This is a genomic window from Pseudomonas sp. dw_358 (genome assembly GCF_018449655.1).
In the GTDB taxonomy this organism is placed as follows: domain Bacteria; phylum Pseudomonadota; class Gammaproteobacteria; order Pseudomonadales; family Pseudomonadaceae; genus Aquipseudomonas.
Map to the genome: position 1 here is coordinate 101,637 of NZ_JAAVUX010000011.1, position 14,845 is coordinate 116,481.

Consider the following 14,845-nt stretch of genomic DNA (forward strand, 5'->3'; position numbering starts at 1 on the left):
CACTGGCTACGCCGCTCTGGGGAGCGGCGCAGCAGCGTGGCGGGTTCAAGTGGGTTCAGACGTGACGGAGCGAGGGCGGCGCGCGGGTGCGGGCACCGGGAAAGATGGCCTGGCCAGCGTAGCCGGGCTGCGGTGCATCGGCGGTGACAGGGCTGTGGCCGGGCTGCGCAGCGGCGAAGAACATAGCGGTATGCGGCAGCGCGGGCGTGTGGAAGAACAGGCTGCAGTAACCGCACTTTTCCCACAGTGGGTGCAGGGCATGATCGTGGTCGGCGTGCTGCCCGTTCGCGCGGCTCTCGGCGGCCGGCATCGGCATGGACATGTCCATGCTCATGTCCATCGCCATCGCCATCGCCATGGCCGCGCTCGGCGCCATGGGCAGCGACTGGGAGATCAGCGGGCCGATGAACATCATCAGCATGGCGAACACACCCAGCCAGCTGGCGCGTCGATGCGTCAGGTGCTGGCGGCGAGTTCCCCGGTCAACGGCGTTCATCGATCAGCGAGGGTCCACCGGCGGGACCTTGAGCACATCGACATCGACGCTGATGTCCCCGGCCTTTTCGAAGTGCAGCACCAGCGGGAAGTATTGGCCATCGCGCAACGGGCCGTTCAGCTGCATCAACATGATGTGGTAGCCCATGGGCGCAAAGGCCACGCGGGTGCCGGGCGCAACGATGACACCGTCGTCGACCTTCTGCATTTTCATCATGCCGTCCTGATCGACGTGCGCATGGATCTCCGCTTGCCCGGCAATCGGCGTATCGACCCCGAGCAGGCGGTCGGCCCCCATGCCCTGGTTGTCGAGGGTCAGGTAGACCGCAACGGTGGGCGCGTTGGGCGGCAGCTCCTGGGACCAGGGTTGCAGGATGTGCAGGTTGCCGACCGCAAAATCATTGGCGCGGGCAGGCAGTGCGAGCAGTGAAGCCAGGCAAAGCAGGGCGTTGCAGGCATGCCGAAATCGGGTCATGGGGTATCCATCAGGGTGTCGCCAGTGGGCAGGCTTGGCGTGTGCGCCATTAAGCCAGAGGTGATGCCTGGGTGGAAGCTCTTCAGAACTAAATGGCTGGAATGGATCAATGGCGTACGCCAGTAAGAGGCGAATACGATTGTAGATTTGAACTGTCTTGCTTTTCTATCTGGTAGGAGGCGTACGGCTTGCTCATATTTATATGTAATTGAATGTTGCACGGGATTTTTCTTGAGTGGAATCTCTTTATAATCATCGCTCACCAGACAAGCTTGTCAATAGATAGATCTTTTCCCTGAGCAAAGCGCTGGGCTTTCAGAATGATTCGGCGCGAGAGGGCGGCTCTATATGTTGTTTTTTGGTGATCGTGTGGGCGGTAGATTTAATATCGGGCGATGGAAAGCAATGTTATGAATTACGAAATACCTGTGGCTAACTGGGGGGAAATTGAACGTGACCTCAACCATAATGCTGTGCAAATAGGGCAAATGCTGGCTCGGATTGATGACGATGCAAGCCTGGGATGGCAAGGCGGATGGAGTGGGCTCAGCCATCGTATTCACGACGGTCTGGACCATATCTATAATCGCCTCGGTGGACGCCGAGTGGCTTGTCTTCGCGAAGCGCTGGAAGAATCCTATCCGCTTGCCCGGCATATTCTAATCCAACAACTGAAAGGCATTGAAATCTCGCAGGTTGTGGATGTGCTTTTGGATTTGACCAAGCAAGTGGCGATGGTCATGAGTGCGAGCATCGCTGCCGGAGCGCTTGGGGGCGCTGCGGTCGGCTCACTCGCCGGAGGTGTCGGTGCGCTTCCCGGCGGGGTCGCGGGATCACTGGCAGGCGGGCACTTGGGAGGCTGGATGCTTTCGGCGATGGGTCTGAGCGGCCTTGCAAGCTACTTGGTTGTTGGTGGCACCGCCTGGACAGGATTATTGTTTGAAGGCATCACAATGGCGTGGCGAGCACCCGATAAGGATATGTCCCCGGGTACCGATCCTACGGGTGGCGCGGCAGCTCGAGAACACCGATTCGTCCAACAGGCTGCTCATAAACTGGCGCAGGCACAGGAACAAATGGTGATATGGCTCTTGACGGCCGTGGTCAGCTACCTGAGTCGCGGCTCGATCAAGAATAGTCTGGTTGGTATGGCTGATCAGGTCCAGATGCAGTCAGCATTGTTGCTGGCTGAAGTGAAGAATAAGCAGTTCGCAGCTTGGCTGACTAAAAATCAGCATTCTTTGTTGGAAGTGCGCGCATTAAACGCAACTAAGGCGCCCTATAACATCTCTCCAGAAGAGTGGCGATCTCTGGGTAGTTCGACCCTGAAATCGGCCCCGCCTGCTACCGAAGGGGGCACTGGAGGTGGCCTGGTTTTACCTCGGGCCCAGCTGAGTCAGGGTCAGCTACGGGCGATCAGCAAGATTGATAAGATTTTAAAAGGCTTCAAGGACAGTGATATTGAAGGTGCGCTCAAAGATATGGCTGGCCATCCTGTTCCGAAAGCGAACGGTGGATACTGGGATCATATGAAAGAAATGAGTGATATACTTCGGGGGTTGCGAAATCATGCGCAAACACTTAAGGGCTTGAGTGAACCCGTCGCAGTCAATGCGCGTCATCAAGCACTCGCTACTATCCGACGCATTGAGTCGGCCTTGAATGGTGCAGGGATATGACATTTCGTGAATTAGAAGTAGCGCAGGGCTCCAACTGGCAGCCTGAGGCTAATCCATCGTCTCTGACACAGTGGTACTCCACCGTACGCGATGTTCCGCTCTGTGCTTTGGACGTGGGCGATGTCTGTCGTGCGCTTAGACAAGAACTCTACGTGTTGGAGGTATTGCCCCGCGCAGTGTCCTTGCTCACTGATGATGCTTTAGCAGGTGACAGGTACGATGGAGAGCTGATCGCAGCTTTAGCAACTCTGCAGGCCAAGTACTGGCGAGATAATGCAGAGCTTGCTCGAAAGGCGGCATATGCCTTGAGCGAGATAGACGACGGTATAATTGATACTGACTTGAAAAGCGATATTTTTAAGTTTACTCAAGCCCTCAGCGCATAGACTCCAGCAATTCGGCAACCGAATACCACTCCCGGTCGGCCACCGGCAACGCCGGCCTTGCCAGAATCAGCACCGGCAGGCCGCGCTCGCGGGCCACTTGCAGCTTGGGCTCGGTGGCGCCACTGCCGCTGTTCTTGCTGATCAGCACGTCGATGCGTCGGCGGTCGAACAGGACACGTTCCTCTTCCAGCACAAACGGTCCGCGGGCGCCGATGATTTCGCACTGGTGGTTGCCGGGGTAGCTGTCCAGGGAGCGCAGGGTCCAGAACTGGTGGGGCGGAATCTGGTGAATGTGTTGTAGCGGTTCGCGGCCGAGAGTGAACAGCGGGCGCTCGAACGGCGCCAGTGCTTCTACCAGCTCGGGCCAGTCGGCCACTGCCCGCCAATCATCGCCCGGCTGCGGGTGCCAGGTGGGGCGGCGCAATGCCCAGAGTTCGATACCGGCCGCGCGCGCGGCCAGCGCGGCGTTGTGGCTGATCTGGGCGGCGTACGGGTGGGTCGCGTCCAGCAGCAGGTCGATGCGTTGCTCGCGCAAGTAGGCAGCCAGGCCTTCGGCGCCACCATAGCCGCCTACGCGCAGTTGGCAGCGCAGGTCGGTCGGCACGCGGCCGATACCGGCGAGGCTGTAGATATGTTCCGGGCCCAAGGTGCGGGCGATGGCCAGTGCCTCTGTGACACCGCCCAGCAGCAGGATGCGCTTCATGGGGCCACCGCGCGGCTGTCGGCGTGGCCGACGATGCCGCCTTGGCGGTCGATGGCAAATACCTCGACGCTGACCTGGTCCGGCACCACGCTGCGGGCGAAAGCCAGGGCGTGGGCGCACACGGCGTCACCCAAGCCGATGCCCTCGGCACTGGCCATGGCCAAGGCTTGCTGACTGGTGTTGGCCTGGCGGATCTGCGCCTGCAACTCGATGCTGGCGCCGAGGGCCGCGGCCCAGTCGGCCAACTGCTCCAGATCTATGCTCGAATGACGGCTGTGCAGGTCCATGTGGCCAGCAGCGAGTTTGCTGATCTTGCCGAAGCCGCCGCACAGGCTCAGGCGTGCCACGGGCACCTTGCGCAGGTGTTTGAGCACGGCACCGACGAAGTCGCCCATTTCGATCAGGGCAATGTCGGGCAACGCGTAAACCTGGCGCATGGTGTCCTCGCTGGCGTTGCCGGTGCAAGCAGCGATGTGCTGGTAGCCGTTGGTGCTGGCAACATCGATGCCTTGATGGATAGAGGCGATGTAGGCGGCGCAGGAGAATGGCCGGACGATACCGCTGGTGCCCAGGATCGACAGGCCGCCGAGAATGCCCAGGCGCGGGTTCATGGTTTTCAGGGCCAGGGCTTCACCGTTCTCGACGTTGATCGTGACCTCGAAACCGCCGCTGTAGCCGTGCTCGGCAGCCAGCTGCGTGAGGTGCTCGGTCATCATGCGCCGTGGCACTGGGTTGATCGCCGGTTCGCCCACGGCCAGGACCAGCCCGGGGCGGGTCACCGTGCCCACCCCGGTACCGGCGAAAAAGCACACGCCGGGTTCGGCACTCAGGCGAACCTGGCTGTATAGCAGGGCGCCATGGGTGACGTCGGGGTCGTCACCGGCATCTTTCAACGTACCGGCCTCGGCACCGTCGCCCGTCAGCCGGCAGAACTCCAGCCGCAGGGTCACTTGCTTGCCCTTGGGCAGGACGATCTGCACGGCATCACTGGCCACATTGCCCAGCAGCAGGCGCGCTGCCGCGAGACTCGTGGCAGTGGCGCAGCTGCCGGTGGTCAGGCCGCTGCGTAACGGCGCAGGCTGTTCGCCAGTCTCGTCACGCATCAACAGGTTTCACCAGGTCGAGCAGGGTAATGGGCAGGGCCTGGCGCCAGGTGTCGAATTCGCCCAAGGGCTGCGCCTGAGCGATGTGGATGCGGGTCAGCTCGCCGCCGTGGCGTTCGCGCCAGTGGGCCAGAGTCAGCTCGCTTTGCAGGGTCACCGCGTTGGCCACCAGGCGTCCGCCCGGCTTGAGCCTTTGCCAGCAGGCCTCCAGCACGCCTTCGCGGGTCACGCCGCCGCCAATGAATACCGCATCGGGGGCCTCGAGCCCTTCCAGGGCTTGGGGCGCGCGGCCGCGAACCAGTTGCAGGCCGGGCACACCGAGGGCGTCGCGGTTATGTTCGATCAGGGCCTGGCGGCCGTCATCGGCCTCGATGGCCAGGGCGCGGCAGGCGGGGTGGGTCCGCATCCATTCGATGCCGATCGAGCCGCTACCGGCGCCCACGTCCCATAGCAGTTCCCCCGGCTGCGGGGCCAGGCGTGCCAAGGTAACGGCGCGCACATCGCGCTTGGTGATCTGCCCATCGTGGCGGTAGGCGTGGTCCGGCAGCCCGGCCAGACGCGACAGGCGTGGGGCATCAGGGCTGGCGAGGCAGTCGATGGCCACTAGGTTGAGGTCGGCGCCTGGCGGGTGCGGCCAGGCCTCGGCGCGGCCTTCGAGGCGGCGCTCGGTACTGCCGCCCAGGTGTTCGAGCACGGTCAGGCGGCTGGGGCCGAAGCCCTGGCGGGTCAGCTGGCTGGCCAGTGCCCCAGGGCTGTGGGCGTCGTTGCTCAGCACCAGCAGGCGCACCCCGCTGGCCAGATGAGGTATCACGGCTGCCAGCGGGCGGGCGACCACCGAGAGCGTGGTGACTTCCTGCAAGGGCCAGCCGAGCCGGGCAGCGGCCAAGGAAAAGGAGGACGGTGAAGGCAGTACCGTCATGGCATTGCTGTCGACCTGGCGGGCCAGGCTGGCGCCGACGCCGTAGAGCATAGGATCGCCGCTGGCCAGCACACAGACCGGGTCCCCCTGCAAGGCCAGTACCGGCTCCACGCTGAACGGGCTGGGCCACGGCTGCTGCTCGGCGCTGATGCACGGCGGCAGCAAGGCCAGCTGTCGCGGGCTGCCGAACACCCGGTGGGCGCCCAGCAGCGCACGTCGGGCATTCTTGCCCAGCCCGGCATAGCCGTCCTCACCGATGCCCACCACAGTCAACCAGGGCGACATGAATTCTCCTCATGACAACGCAATCCGACCAGCAGGCTTTTCATGCCGCCGAACAAAGCAGGCATAATACCGCGCCTTGCTCCTTCCAGCTTTTTTTCGACGATCTCTGGTGACCTTTTGAACGAGCCCGCCTCGGCTTTCCCCCCGGCTTCGAGCCCGCGCCCCTCGGCTTGTCCGGGGTTGCTGCGGGTTGTCCGGGCGCGCGATGGCGGGCTGTGCCGGATCAAGCTGCCCGGTGGTGTACTGACGGCGATTCAGGCCGAGGCCATCGCCGCCGCGGCCGAGCGTTACGCCAGCGGCGTGATCGAGGTGACCAATCGCAGCAATCTGCAACTGCGCGGGATCGGTGCCGACGCCGAAAAGCTGGCCGAGCAATTGCTGGCGGCAGGCCTGGGGCCTCGTCATGCGGCCGCCGATGACGTGCGTAACCTGATGCTCAGTCCGATGGCTGATCTCGATCCGCAGCGGCTGGCGGACACCGGGCCGTTGGCCGCGCGAATCCTGCAGAGTCTGGAACAGCGCACCGCCCTGCACCAGCTGTCCGCCAAGTTCGCGGTGCAGCTCGATGGAGGTGAGGCACTGACGATGCTCGGGCATCACCACGACCTGTGGTTGTCGGCCATGACGCTGGAGGGGCGAGTGGTCTGGGCCGTCGGCCTGGCAGGCAGCCCGTTGGACGGCAGTGACGTGGCGGTGGCGTTCGAGGATGGGCACGACCTGGTCATGGCGGTGCTGGAGCGGTTTGTGCACCTGGCGACGCCGGAGCAGGGGCGGATGCGGGATCTGGAACAGGCCAGTCGGGGGCTTCGCGGGCTCCTGCAGGAAAGCCCCGTGACGTTTTTGGCCGCGAACTTCGAACGGACCGCCGCTTGCGCCGAGCCGTTGGCTGTTCATTCGCAATCCGAGTCCGGGTGGGTGGGCGTCGGCGCCGGTGCTCCGTTGGGGCGTGTTGATGTGTCGATGTTGCGTGGTCTGGCACGGCTGGCTCGGCAGTACGGCGATGGGCGTATGCGTATGACGCCCTGGCAGGGAGTGCTGCTGACACACGTCCGCCGCGAGGATGCAGCGTCCCTTGTCGAGAAACTGCGCGACCTGGGCCTGTTGCCGGACCCCGCGGCGCCTCTTGCGCAACTGCGCGCGTGCACCGGTTCGGCCGGCTGCGCCAAAGGCCTGGCCGATACCAAGGCCGACGCCCTGCGTCTGGCTGCACGCCTGCCCGTTGCACAGGAGGTGCATTTGAGCGGTTGCACACGCTCCTGCGCCTGTGCCCACAGCGCCGCCAGCACGCTGCTGGCGGTGGGCGAGGGCTTTTATGATCTGTATGTTCGCGACGCCTCGGGCGAGGGCTTCGGCACCCTGCAGGCGCGCCACCTTTCACTGGATGCGGCCGCAGCAAGGCTCGGCTGCTCACGGAGCGACACCCATGATTGAGTACATCCGCGATGGTCAGGAGATCTATCGCAATTCCTTCGCCATCATCCGCGCCGAAGCGAATCTGGTCGGTATCCCCGCCGACCTCGAAAAGCTGGCTGTGCGGGTGATCCACGCCTGCGGCATGGTCGAGGTGGTGGAGGACCTGCGCTTTTCTCCTGGTGCCGGCAAGGCCGGGCGTGATGCCCTGGCTGCGGGTGCGCCGATCCTCTGCGATGCTCATATGGTGGCCGAGGGCGTGACTCGCGCGCGGCTGCCCGCCAATAACCCGGTGATCTGCACCCTCAAACAAGAAGGCGTGCCGGAGCTGGCGCGGGAACTGGGCAATACCCGCTCGGCTGCGGCGCTCGAACTATGGCGCCCGCATCTGGCGGGCGCGGTGGTGGTGATCGGCAATGCGCCGACGGCGCTGTTCTACCTGCTGGAAATGATCGATGCCGGCGCGCCGAAGCCTGCGCTGATCCTCGGGTTTCCCGTGGGCTTCGTCGGGGCGGCGGAATCCAAGGCGATGTTGGCGGCTGATAGTCGTGGCGTGCCTTTTGTCATCATGCAAGGCCGCCGGGGCGGCAGCGCCATGGCGGCTGCAGCGATCAATGCCCTGGCCACGGAGGTTGAATGATGTCGCCTCGTGGACGTTTGCTGGGGCTCGGCGTCGGTCCCGGCGATCCTGAACTGATCACCGTCAAAGCCTTGCGCCTGCTGCGCGAGTCGCCGGTGGTGGCGTACTTCGTTGCCAAGGGCAAGAAGGGCAATGCCTTCGGCATCATCGAGGCGCATCTGCAGGATGCCCAGCATTTGCTGCCGCTGGTGTACCCAGTGACCACCGAGGCGCTGCCCGCGCCCTTGTCCTATGAACAGGTGATCAGCGACTTCTATGACAGCGCCAGCGTCGAGGTGGCGGCCCATCTGGATGGCGGTCGCGACGTGGCGGTGATCTGTGAAGGGGACCCGATGTTCTACGGCTCCTACATGTACCTGCACGATCGCCTGGCCGAGCGCTATGAAGCTCAAGTGATTCCGGGCGTGTGCTCGATGCTGGGCGGTGCGGCGGTGCTCGGGGCGCCTCTGGTCTATCGCAATCAGAGCCTGTCGGTGTTGTCGGGCGTCTTGCCGGCCGATGAGCTCAAGCGACGGCTGGCCGATGCGGATGCGGCGGTGATCATGAAGCTGGGGCGTAACTTTCCCAAGGTCCGCACGGTCTTGACGGAACTGGGCCTGGCCGAGCGCGCGCTGTATGTCGAGCGGGCTACCATGGCCAATCAGAAAGTGGTGGCCCTGGCGGACGTCGATCCGATGTCGTCGCCCTATTTCTCGCTGATTATCGTACCTGGCCAAAGGTGGCAAGGTTGATGGCCCGTCAGACGCCGGCCATCGTCGTACTGGGCAGCGGCAGCCTGGAAACTGCGCGCCGCCTGCAACAGTGCTATCCGGATGCCATGATCCACGGCCTGACGGGACGGGTCGAGGGTGCGGATCGACTCTATGACGAGTTCGGTACCACCTTGCGCCAGTTGTATCGCAACGACACTCCGATCATCGCCCTCTGTGCCGCCGGTATCGTGATCCGGACCCTGGCCAGCGAATTGCTGGAAAAGGGCGCCGAGCCGCCGGTACTGGCCGTGGCCGAAGACGGCAGCGCCGTGGTACCGCTGTTGGGCGGTCTGGGTGGAGTGAATTTGATGGCGCGGGAGATCGCCGCGACTCTGGGCGTGGCGCCGGCCATCACCACCAGCGGCGAACTGCGTTTCGGCACCTGCCTGCTCAATCCGCCTGACGGTTATGCGCTGGCCGACCTGGAGCAAGGCAAGCGTTTTGTTTCGGACCTGCTGGCGGGCGAGAGCGTGCGCATCGAAGGGGCCGCCCCTTGGCTGGACAGCGCCAACCTGCCCCATGACCATCAGGCGCGCCTGAGCATTCATGTGGGCAGTTCGGAACGCGCGCCGTCGCCCCACGAGTTGTTGATCTACCCGCGTAATGTGTTGGTGGCTGTGGGCGCCGACCTGAACAACGCAGTGACAGCGGTGCGCCAGGCCTTGCAGGACCGGAAGCTTGCCTTGCCGGCGCTGGCTTGCCTGGTGGCGGCTCGTAGTGCGATGGCCCATCCGGCATTGGCGCAGGCGGCGGCCGAACTGGGCGTGCCGTTGCGATTTGTCGACGGGCCGGGCGACGCGGGCGAACTGGCCGTTCGGGCCTTGCCGGACTCACTGCCGGTCGTGGCGAACACGGATCTGGCCTTGGTGGTGGCCTCGCAACCCATTGATGCCCGGACCATCGGCCAGCGTCGTGGGCGTCTGGCGGTCATTGGTCTGGGCCCTGGCGCTGCCGACCTGATGGTGCCGGCGGTCAAGACCGAGTTGGCGCAAGCCGATGATGTGCTGGGCTACGAGACCTATGTGCGTATGGCCGGTCCGTTTCGTCCCGACCAGGTGCTGCACTGCACCGATAACCGCGAAGAAATGCAACGCGCCCGGCATGCTTTCGAGCTTGCCAGCCAAGGGCGCTCGGTGGTGGTGGTGTCGTCTGGCGACCCTGGGGTCTTTGCCATGGCAGCGGCGGTACTCGAAGCCTTGCACGAGTCCCATGAAAGTGACTGGCACAACGTCGATGTGCAGATTTTACCGGGGGTTTCGGCCTCGCTCGCGACGGCTGCTCAGGCGGGCGCACCGTTGGGCCATGACTTCTGCGTGTTGTCGCTGTCGGATAACCTCAAGCCTTGGGCGATCATCGAAAAACGACTGGAACTGGCCTGCCAGGCCGATCTGGCGCTGGCCTTTTACAACCCGATCTCACGCTCGCGGCCCTGGCAGTTGGGGCGGGCGCTGGAGATTGTCGCGGCCCATCGGGATGGCATGACCCCTGTGGTGCTGGGCCGTGATATCGGCCGGCCCGGACAGACCTTGCGCACCACCACCCTTGAGCGGTTGACGCCTGATCAGGTGGACATGCGCACCATGGTCCTGGTGGGTTCTTCCACCACCTGCGTCTTCCCGCGAGCAGACGGCGGGAGCTGGACCTACACCCCGCGCTGGTACGGTCAACGGCCTGATTCCTGACCGTGCGAGGCTACCAGTAGGCGGCTTCCCTGTGCCACGGCGCGGGGTGGCCGCCTAAGGTGGCCTGCCGAACCCACAGGGGGTTCGATCTGCAAGGAATCCTGATCATGATAAATCGCTATCCGCTGGCTGACTTGAGCCAATTGGCCCGCACCCTCGATACTGGCGCCGAGGCCTCCGTTGTCGGTAACGCCCTGCTGTCCTTCGTAGGCGGCATGGATAACCAGGCCAAGGAAGACGTGCGCAACAGCTACCTGTTTGCCAGCCTGGCCGCTACCCATCGCTTCCCCAACAACAAGGATGGCGAGGCCTGGTACAACCTGTTCTGCACCATCATGCAGGAGATGGGCTGGTTGTTCGTGACCCGCTCCTACCGCCAAAGCACCAACAGCGATACCACCTTCAGCATGGACAAGGTCGCCATCGACATCCTGCAGGCATCGCTCGCCAATGCCGTACTGCCCGGCGCCACAGCGCTGAACGTACTGAAGACTGCCACTGCATCGGTGACAGCGCTGAAGACCGATGAAGCCACCTCCAAATTCTTCGATCAGCAGGTGCGTCAATCAGACGGTGGCAACTTCGCCGTAGGCTCGACCACCTACAACGAAGGCGGCGACATCATCATGGCGTTGGGCACCGTGACCTTCAACACTCACGTCAACGTCACCAGCGTGTTGTTCACCCACCTCAACATGGCCGACATCAAGACTCATCACGGCAATGCCACCTTGATCCTGAACCAATCGGTGTACAGCTCCGCCCGTGCTCAAGTGGCCGAGGAACTGGGTTCGCGCGCTCTGAAATCCGTGAAGAAATACAGCCTGGGCAACTGAGGCTATTCCCGCCGCCACACCCTGTGTGGCGGCCACCTGATCAGGGAGAACAGGGCATGACTCAATCCAATCAACCGCTAGCATTGTCTGTGGCAACTTTCGCCGCAGAACTTTCTTCACAGGAGAAACAGGACGTCAGTGATTTGCTGTTACAGGCTGACATTTTTGCCAGTATTACCTGGAACCGGCAGGTGTACTGGAAAAGCTGGGCCGATTATCACCGCAACCGAATGCTCAAGCATGGCTGCAAGGAACACGGCGTCATTGCTACCGAGCCGCAGTTCTTGACCCGGCAGGCCGAACTGGAAAAGCCCATTCGCTTGCGTATCGTGGGCGGCGGAGGCTCTCCCCGGATGCCGCAAATGGCAATCGAGGCACTCAACGCTGCCGGTTTTCTCAAATTTGCCCGGGAGTTTCTGCGCAGCGGCAGCGAGATCAGTCAACTGGGCAGCTTTCAGGTGGTGCCGTGCATTCGCGACACCACCGGAGAAGTGCAGGTGTTTGTGTGCGGGCTGCACGTGGCAGGCAAGGTCGATGACCGCAATCGGGAGCTGGTCCTCAGGTTCAACGGCGGCAGCTACACGTTCAGCACCGAGCGTTTTTCCCAGCACCGTGCCCAGGTACGCAAGGATCTCGAACGCTATGCCATGCAGCGGATCCGGCACCTGGAGCTTTAAGGCAATTGCGCTTCGCGCTCGCCGACCCAATGCTCGATCAGCTCGCGCAGCTGTGACAACTCGATGGGTTTGGCCATGTGTCCATCCATGCCCGCCTGGCGGGCGCGCTCTTTGTGCTCGGCGAGAATGTGCGCGGTCAGGGCGACAACAGGGGTACGAACCCGCTGGTTGCCCACTTCCCAAGCACGCAGTTGCTGCGTGGCGCTGAAACCATCGAGGATCGGCATCTCGCAATCCATCAGCACCAGATCGTACCGATTAGCTTTCATCGCCTTGAGCGCTTCTTCGCCATTGCTGGCCGTATCGGGTTCCAGGTTGAGCTTGCCGAGCATGCCGCGGATGACCTTGGTGGAGATACTGTTGTCTTCTGCCACGAGAATGCGGAAGTCACTGGGCACGTCCACGGCCTGGACCAGCGTCGGCGATGCTGCAGGGAATGTCTCGCCTTTGCCGCGCTGGATCAACTCGTCGGCCAGCGTGGTACGCAAGGTGTATCCGGCCACCGGTTTGGCCAGAATGCGTTTGATGCCGGCGTTGCGGGCGATGACCTTGCTCGGCGCGTTGCTGATGCCGGTGAGCATGATCAGGAGGATGTCGTGATTGAGGCTGGGGTCTTCCTTGATCTTGGCGGCCAGTTGCATGCCGGTCATGCCTGGCATGTTCTGATCGAGCAGGACCACGTCGAAATAATCGCGCAGGTGTGCCTTGGTCCGTAGCAGCGCCAGCGCCTCCTTGCCTGACGGCACAGCACTGACATTCAGGCCCCAGGCGCTGCATTGCTGCACCAATACCTTGCGGCAGGTCTCGTTGTCGTCCACCACCAATACCCGCGCGCCGCGTAGCGGACCATCGAGGTCGGCGGCCGGGAGTTCCAGGCGGTGCGGGTCCAACGGCAGGCTCAGCCAGAAGGTGCTGCCCAGCTCACCTTGCTTGGGGTTACCGCTCTTGATCCCGAACTCGCCCTGCATCAGCAGCACCAGTTGCCGAGCGATGACCAGACCCAGGTGCCCCCCCAGACGATTGCTGGCCAGCAGGTCCTTGCTGTGCAGCTCGGTGTGCAGCAAGGCTTCGCGTTCTCCGGGCGGCAGCGGTTCGCCGCTGTCCTGCACGGAAATACGCAGGCGCGAGGCCCCGGCGCGAGGGTCCAGGGCAACCGACAGCAGGATCTCGCCCTGATCGGTCTTCTTCAGGGCATTGTCCAGCAGGCTCAACAGCGCCTGGCGCAGGCGCGTCGGGTCGCCGCTGATGACCCGTGGCACCTGAGGCTGGGTGAAGCTGATGAGCTCGACGTTCTGCTGTTCGGCCTTGGCCCGGAAGATATTCAGGCAGTCTTCCAGCAGTGCGTTCAAGTCGAACTGCACATCATCGAGTTCAATCTGCCCTGACTCGATCCGGGAGATGTCGAGAATCTCGTTGATCAGACCGAGCAGTTCGTTGCCGGCGCTGTGAATCGTCTGCACGTAGTCACGCTGTTTGACCGACAGCGGCGTGCCCAGAAGCAGCTCGGTCATGCCCAGCACGCCGTTCATGGGAGTGCGGATCTCATGGCTGAGCTTGGCCAGAAACTCCGCCTTGGCGTTGATTTCCGCTGTGCTGGCCGCGAGGTCGCGGCTGGTGCTGAAGCGGTGCTCGCGGATGTCACGCAGGCGCTCGCTGAGGGCCATGTTGAGAATGACGCCGCACAGGGTCAGACAGGCCAGCAGATCGAAAATAAGCCATTGCGCCGGAGTGCGGGTCAGCCAGATGAGAGCGGGCACGATCACCAGGCAGCCGAGGTTGCACAGCAACATGCCCAGACTGAAAAGGCGCGCTGGCCGGTTGCCGTGCTGCCATTGCCAGGCCGAGATCCCCAGCATCGTCAGGGTGGTCAAGGCGATCAGCCCATACGTCATCAGGTTCATCGGCAGGCTGCCGAAAAACAGCATCAACAGACCGCTGACGCCGATCACCCCGATCACGCCATAGAGTACCCGGTCCCTGCGTCGACTGGGGTTGGGGGCAAAGAAGCGTTGAGTGAACACCAGCGCGCACACGGCGGCAATCAGCGCGCTAAGATAGGCGCCGGGTGTCTGCGCGGTATGCAGGGCGGTGATCCAGGCGCCGGAGAGATTCATCAGGATCAGCGCGCAGACCACGACCATCAGTTGCGTTGCGCCCAGCCACAGGCTGCTGCTTGAGTTGGCGGCGGCATAGCGGGTCAGGTTATGGAAGATCAGCATCGCCAGGGCACCGAGCAACAGCCCGAACAGCAAGGGTTGGCGCTGATCGGCCGCAGCGACGATGGCCGGTTGCAGGCTGATGGACGGACGCAGCTGATGTTCGGACATCAGGCGCAGGTAGATATCCAGTGGATGATCACTGATCGGCAGCGCCAGCAGATGTGCGCTGTTGGACAAACGAGGTGTGGAGTCCGGGATGCCGACGCCGCTGCGGACCTGCTGCACGACGCGGTCGCCATCGAGCACGAACAGGTCCAGATGAGAGAGATCGGGGGCGAAGACCTTGAGCAACTGCTCGTGAGCGTCCGGTTGCAGCCGATAGTGCAGCCACAGGGCGCTGCCAGGCTCGGCGGCGTTGACGTTGCCGAGCTGGACCGGGGCAAATTGGTTCAGGAAGCGTTCGGAGCGCAGGTCTTCGAGTTGCAGGTTGGCCTGGTCGTCGACGAGGATCGACCAGCCGCTGCCTTGCTCGGCGTGTGCGGTGAGCACAAACAGCAGGGTCAGCAGCCCGATCAGTGATCCTGTGGCAGTCCTGAGCCAGCCCACGGCGAAATCCCTTCGTAGATGAATGCCTTGAGTATAAC

General features: G+C 63.1%; 15 protein-coding genes. 8 read left to right on the forward strand and 7 right to left on the reverse strand.

The window, feature by feature from the left end; genetic code table 11:
• Nucleotides 1-55 precede the first annotated feature (55 nt).
• From HB675_RS17045 to HB675_RS17055, 3 genes are read right to left on the reverse strand one after another with little or no spacing between them, the layout of a single operon-like run.
• A complete protein-coding gene (locus HB675_RS17045) occupies nucleotides 56-496 on the reverse strand; it encodes a DUF2946 domain-containing protein (RefSeq protein ID WP_213879594.1) in 441 nt (146 codons plus the stop codon).
• A gap of 3 nt (nucleotides 497-499) precedes the next feature.
• Entirely contained in the window at nucleotides 500-970 is a 471-nt protein-coding gene (locus HB675_RS17050; RefSeq protein ID WP_213879596.1) for a copper chaperone PCu(A)C, read from the reverse strand.
• A complete protein-coding gene (locus HB675_RS17055; RefSeq protein WP_213879598.1) occupies nucleotides 967-1,233 on the reverse strand; it encodes a hypothetical protein in 267 nt (88 codons plus the stop codon). The genes HB675_RS17050 and HB675_RS17055 overlap by 4 nt, the downstream gene beginning before the upstream one ends.
• A 147-nt stretch (nucleotides 1,234-1,380) precedes the next feature.
• Between HB675_RS17055 and HB675_RS17060 the strand changes: the two genes are divergently transcribed.
• Nucleotides 1,381-2,649, forward strand: coding sequence for a DUF6861 domain-containing protein (locus HB675_RS17060; RefSeq protein WP_213879599.1), 1,269 nt, complete (start codon nucleotides 1,381-1,383; stop codon nucleotides 2,647-2,649).
• Nucleotides 2,646-3,035 carry a contact-dependent growth inhibition system immunity protein gene (locus HB675_RS17065; protein WP_213879601.1) on the forward strand — a complete coding sequence of 130 codons (390 nt, stop codon included), beginning with the start codon at nucleotides 2,646-2,648 and terminating at the stop codon, nucleotides 3,033-3,035. The genes HB675_RS17060 and HB675_RS17065 overlap by 4 nt, the downstream gene beginning before the upstream one ends.
• On the opposite strand, the gene HB675_RS17070 is transcribed toward HB675_RS17065, so the two are convergent.
• The 3 genes from HB675_RS17070 to cbiE are packed head-to-tail and all read right to left on the reverse strand — an operon-like array spanning nucleotide 3,025 to nucleotide 6,045.
• Nucleotides 3,025-3,738 carry a cobalt-precorrin-6A reductase gene (locus HB675_RS17070; protein WP_213879603.1) on the reverse strand — a complete coding sequence of 238 codons (714 nt, stop codon included), beginning with the start codon at nucleotides 3,736-3,738 and terminating at the stop codon, nucleotides 3,025-3,027. The genes HB675_RS17065 and HB675_RS17070 overlap by 11 nt on opposite strands.
• Nucleotides 3,735-4,841: a cobalt-precorrin-5B (C(1))-methyltransferase gene (locus HB675_RS17075; RefSeq protein WP_213879605.1), complete on the reverse strand. Its 1,107-nt coding sequence runs from the start codon at nucleotides 4,839-4,841 to the stop codon at nucleotides 3,735-3,737. The genes HB675_RS17070 and HB675_RS17075 overlap by 4 nt, the downstream gene beginning before the upstream one ends.
• Nucleotides 4,834-6,045, reverse strand: coding sequence for a precorrin-6y C5,15-methyltransferase (decarboxylating) subunit CbiE (gene cbiE, locus HB675_RS17080; RefSeq protein WP_213879607.1), 1,212 nt, complete (start codon nucleotides 6,043-6,045; stop codon nucleotides 4,834-4,836). The genes HB675_RS17075 and cbiE overlap by 8 nt, the downstream gene beginning before the upstream one ends.
• Before the next feature lie 42 nt (nucleotides 6,046-6,087).
• Here cbiE and cobG point away from each other — a divergent pair, with 42 nt between their 5' ends.
• The 6 genes from cobG to HB675_RS17110 all read left to right on the forward strand — a co-directional run bounded on the left by cobG (nucleotide 6,088) and on the right by HB675_RS17110 (nucleotide 12,042).
• Entirely contained in the window at nucleotides 6,088-7,476 is a 1,389-nt protein-coding gene (gene cobG, locus HB675_RS17085; protein WP_213879609.1) for a precorrin-3B synthase, read from the forward strand.
• Nucleotides 7,469-8,095 carry a precorrin-8X methylmutase gene (locus HB675_RS17090; RefSeq protein WP_213879611.1) on the forward strand — a complete coding sequence of 209 codons (627 nt, stop codon included), beginning with the start codon at nucleotides 7,469-7,471 and terminating at the stop codon, nucleotides 8,093-8,095. The genes cobG and HB675_RS17090 overlap by 8 nt, the downstream gene beginning before the upstream one ends.
• Nucleotides 8,092-8,826: a precorrin-2 C(20)-methyltransferase gene (locus tag HB675_RS17095; RefSeq protein ID WP_213879613.1), complete on the forward strand. Its 735-nt coding sequence runs from the start codon at nucleotides 8,092-8,094 to the stop codon at nucleotides 8,824-8,826. Before HB675_RS17090 ends, HB675_RS17095 begins: the two co-directional genes overlap by 4 nt.
• Complete coding sequence (gene cobJ / locus HB675_RS17100) at nucleotides 8,826-10,529, forward strand: precorrin-3B C(17)-methyltransferase (RefSeq protein ID WP_213879615.1); 1,704 nt, start codon at nucleotides 8,826-8,828, stop codon at nucleotides 10,527-10,529. The genes HB675_RS17095 and cobJ overlap by 1 nt, the downstream gene beginning before the upstream one ends.
• A gap of 107 nt (nucleotides 10,530-10,636) precedes the next feature.
• On the forward strand, nucleotides 10,637-11,365 hold the full coding sequence (locus HB675_RS17105; RefSeq protein WP_213879617.1) for a hypothetical protein: 729 nt from the start codon (nucleotides 10,637-10,639) through the stop codon (nucleotides 11,363-11,365).
• A gap of 56 nt (nucleotides 11,366-11,421) precedes the next feature.
• Complete coding sequence (locus HB675_RS17110) at nucleotides 11,422-12,042, forward strand: hypothetical protein (protein WP_213879619.1); 621 nt, start codon at nucleotides 11,422-11,424, stop codon at nucleotides 12,040-12,042.
• On the opposite strand, the gene HB675_RS17115 is transcribed toward HB675_RS17110, so the two are convergent.
• The gene (locus HB675_RS17115; RefSeq protein WP_213879737.1) at nucleotides 12,039-14,807 is read right to left on the reverse strand and encodes a response regulator; all 2,769 of its coding nucleotides are present in this window, start codon (nucleotides 14,805-14,807) and stop codon (nucleotides 12,039-12,041) included. The genes HB675_RS17110 and HB675_RS17115 overlap by 4 nt on opposite strands.
• Nucleotides 14,808-14,845 lie beyond the last annotated feature (38 nt).

Bases quoted from the DNA above. Each gene is read 5' to 3' on its own strand.
- HB675_RS17045 (WP_213879594.1), bottom strand. From the start codon at position 496: ATGAACGCCGTTGACCGGGGAACTCGCCGCCAGCACCTGACGCATCGA.
- HB675_RS17110 (WP_213879619.1), top strand. From the start codon at position 11,422: ATGACTCAATCCAATCAACCGCTAGCATTGTCTGTGGCAACTTTCGCC.
- HB675_RS17095 (WP_213879613.1), top strand. From the start codon at position 8,092: ATGATGTCGCCTCGTGGACGTTTGCTGGGGCTCGGCGTCGGTCCCGGC.
- HB675_RS17065 (WP_213879601.1), top strand. From the start codon at position 2,646: ATGACATTTCGTGAATTAGAAGTAGCGCAGGGCTCCAACTGGCAGCCT.
- HB675_RS17060 (WP_213879599.1), top strand. From the start codon at position 1,381: ATGAATTACGAAATACCTGTGGCTAACTGGGGGGAAATTGAACGTGAC.
- cobG (WP_213879609.1), top strand. From the start codon at position 6,088: ATGCCGCCGAACAAAGCAGGCATAATACCGCGCCTTGCTCCTTCCAGC.
- HB675_RS17070 (WP_213879603.1), bottom strand. From the start codon at position 3,738: ATGAAGCGCATCCTGCTGCTGGGCGGTGTCACAGAGGCACTGGCCATC.
- HB675_RS17105 (WP_213879617.1), top strand. From the start codon at position 10,637: ATGATAAATCGCTATCCGCTGGCTGACTTGAGCCAATTGGCCCGCACC.
- HB675_RS17090 (WP_213879611.1), top strand. From the start codon at position 7,469: ATGATTGAGTACATCCGCGATGGTCAGGAGATCTATCGCAATTCCTTC.
- cbiE (WP_213879607.1), bottom strand. From the start codon at position 6,045: ATGTCGCCCTGGTTGACTGTGGTGGGCATCGGTGAGGACGGCTATGCC.
- HB675_RS17075 (WP_213879605.1), bottom strand. From the start codon at position 4,841: ATGCGTGACGAGACTGGCGAACAGCCTGCGCCGTTACGCAGCGGCCTG.
- cobJ (WP_213879615.1), top strand. From the start codon at position 8,826: ATGGCCCGTCAGACGCCGGCCATCGTCGTACTGGGCAGCGGCAGCCTG.
- HB675_RS17050 (WP_213879596.1), bottom strand. From the start codon at position 970: ATGACCCGATTTCGGCATGCCTGCAACGCCCTGCTTTGCCTGGCTTCA.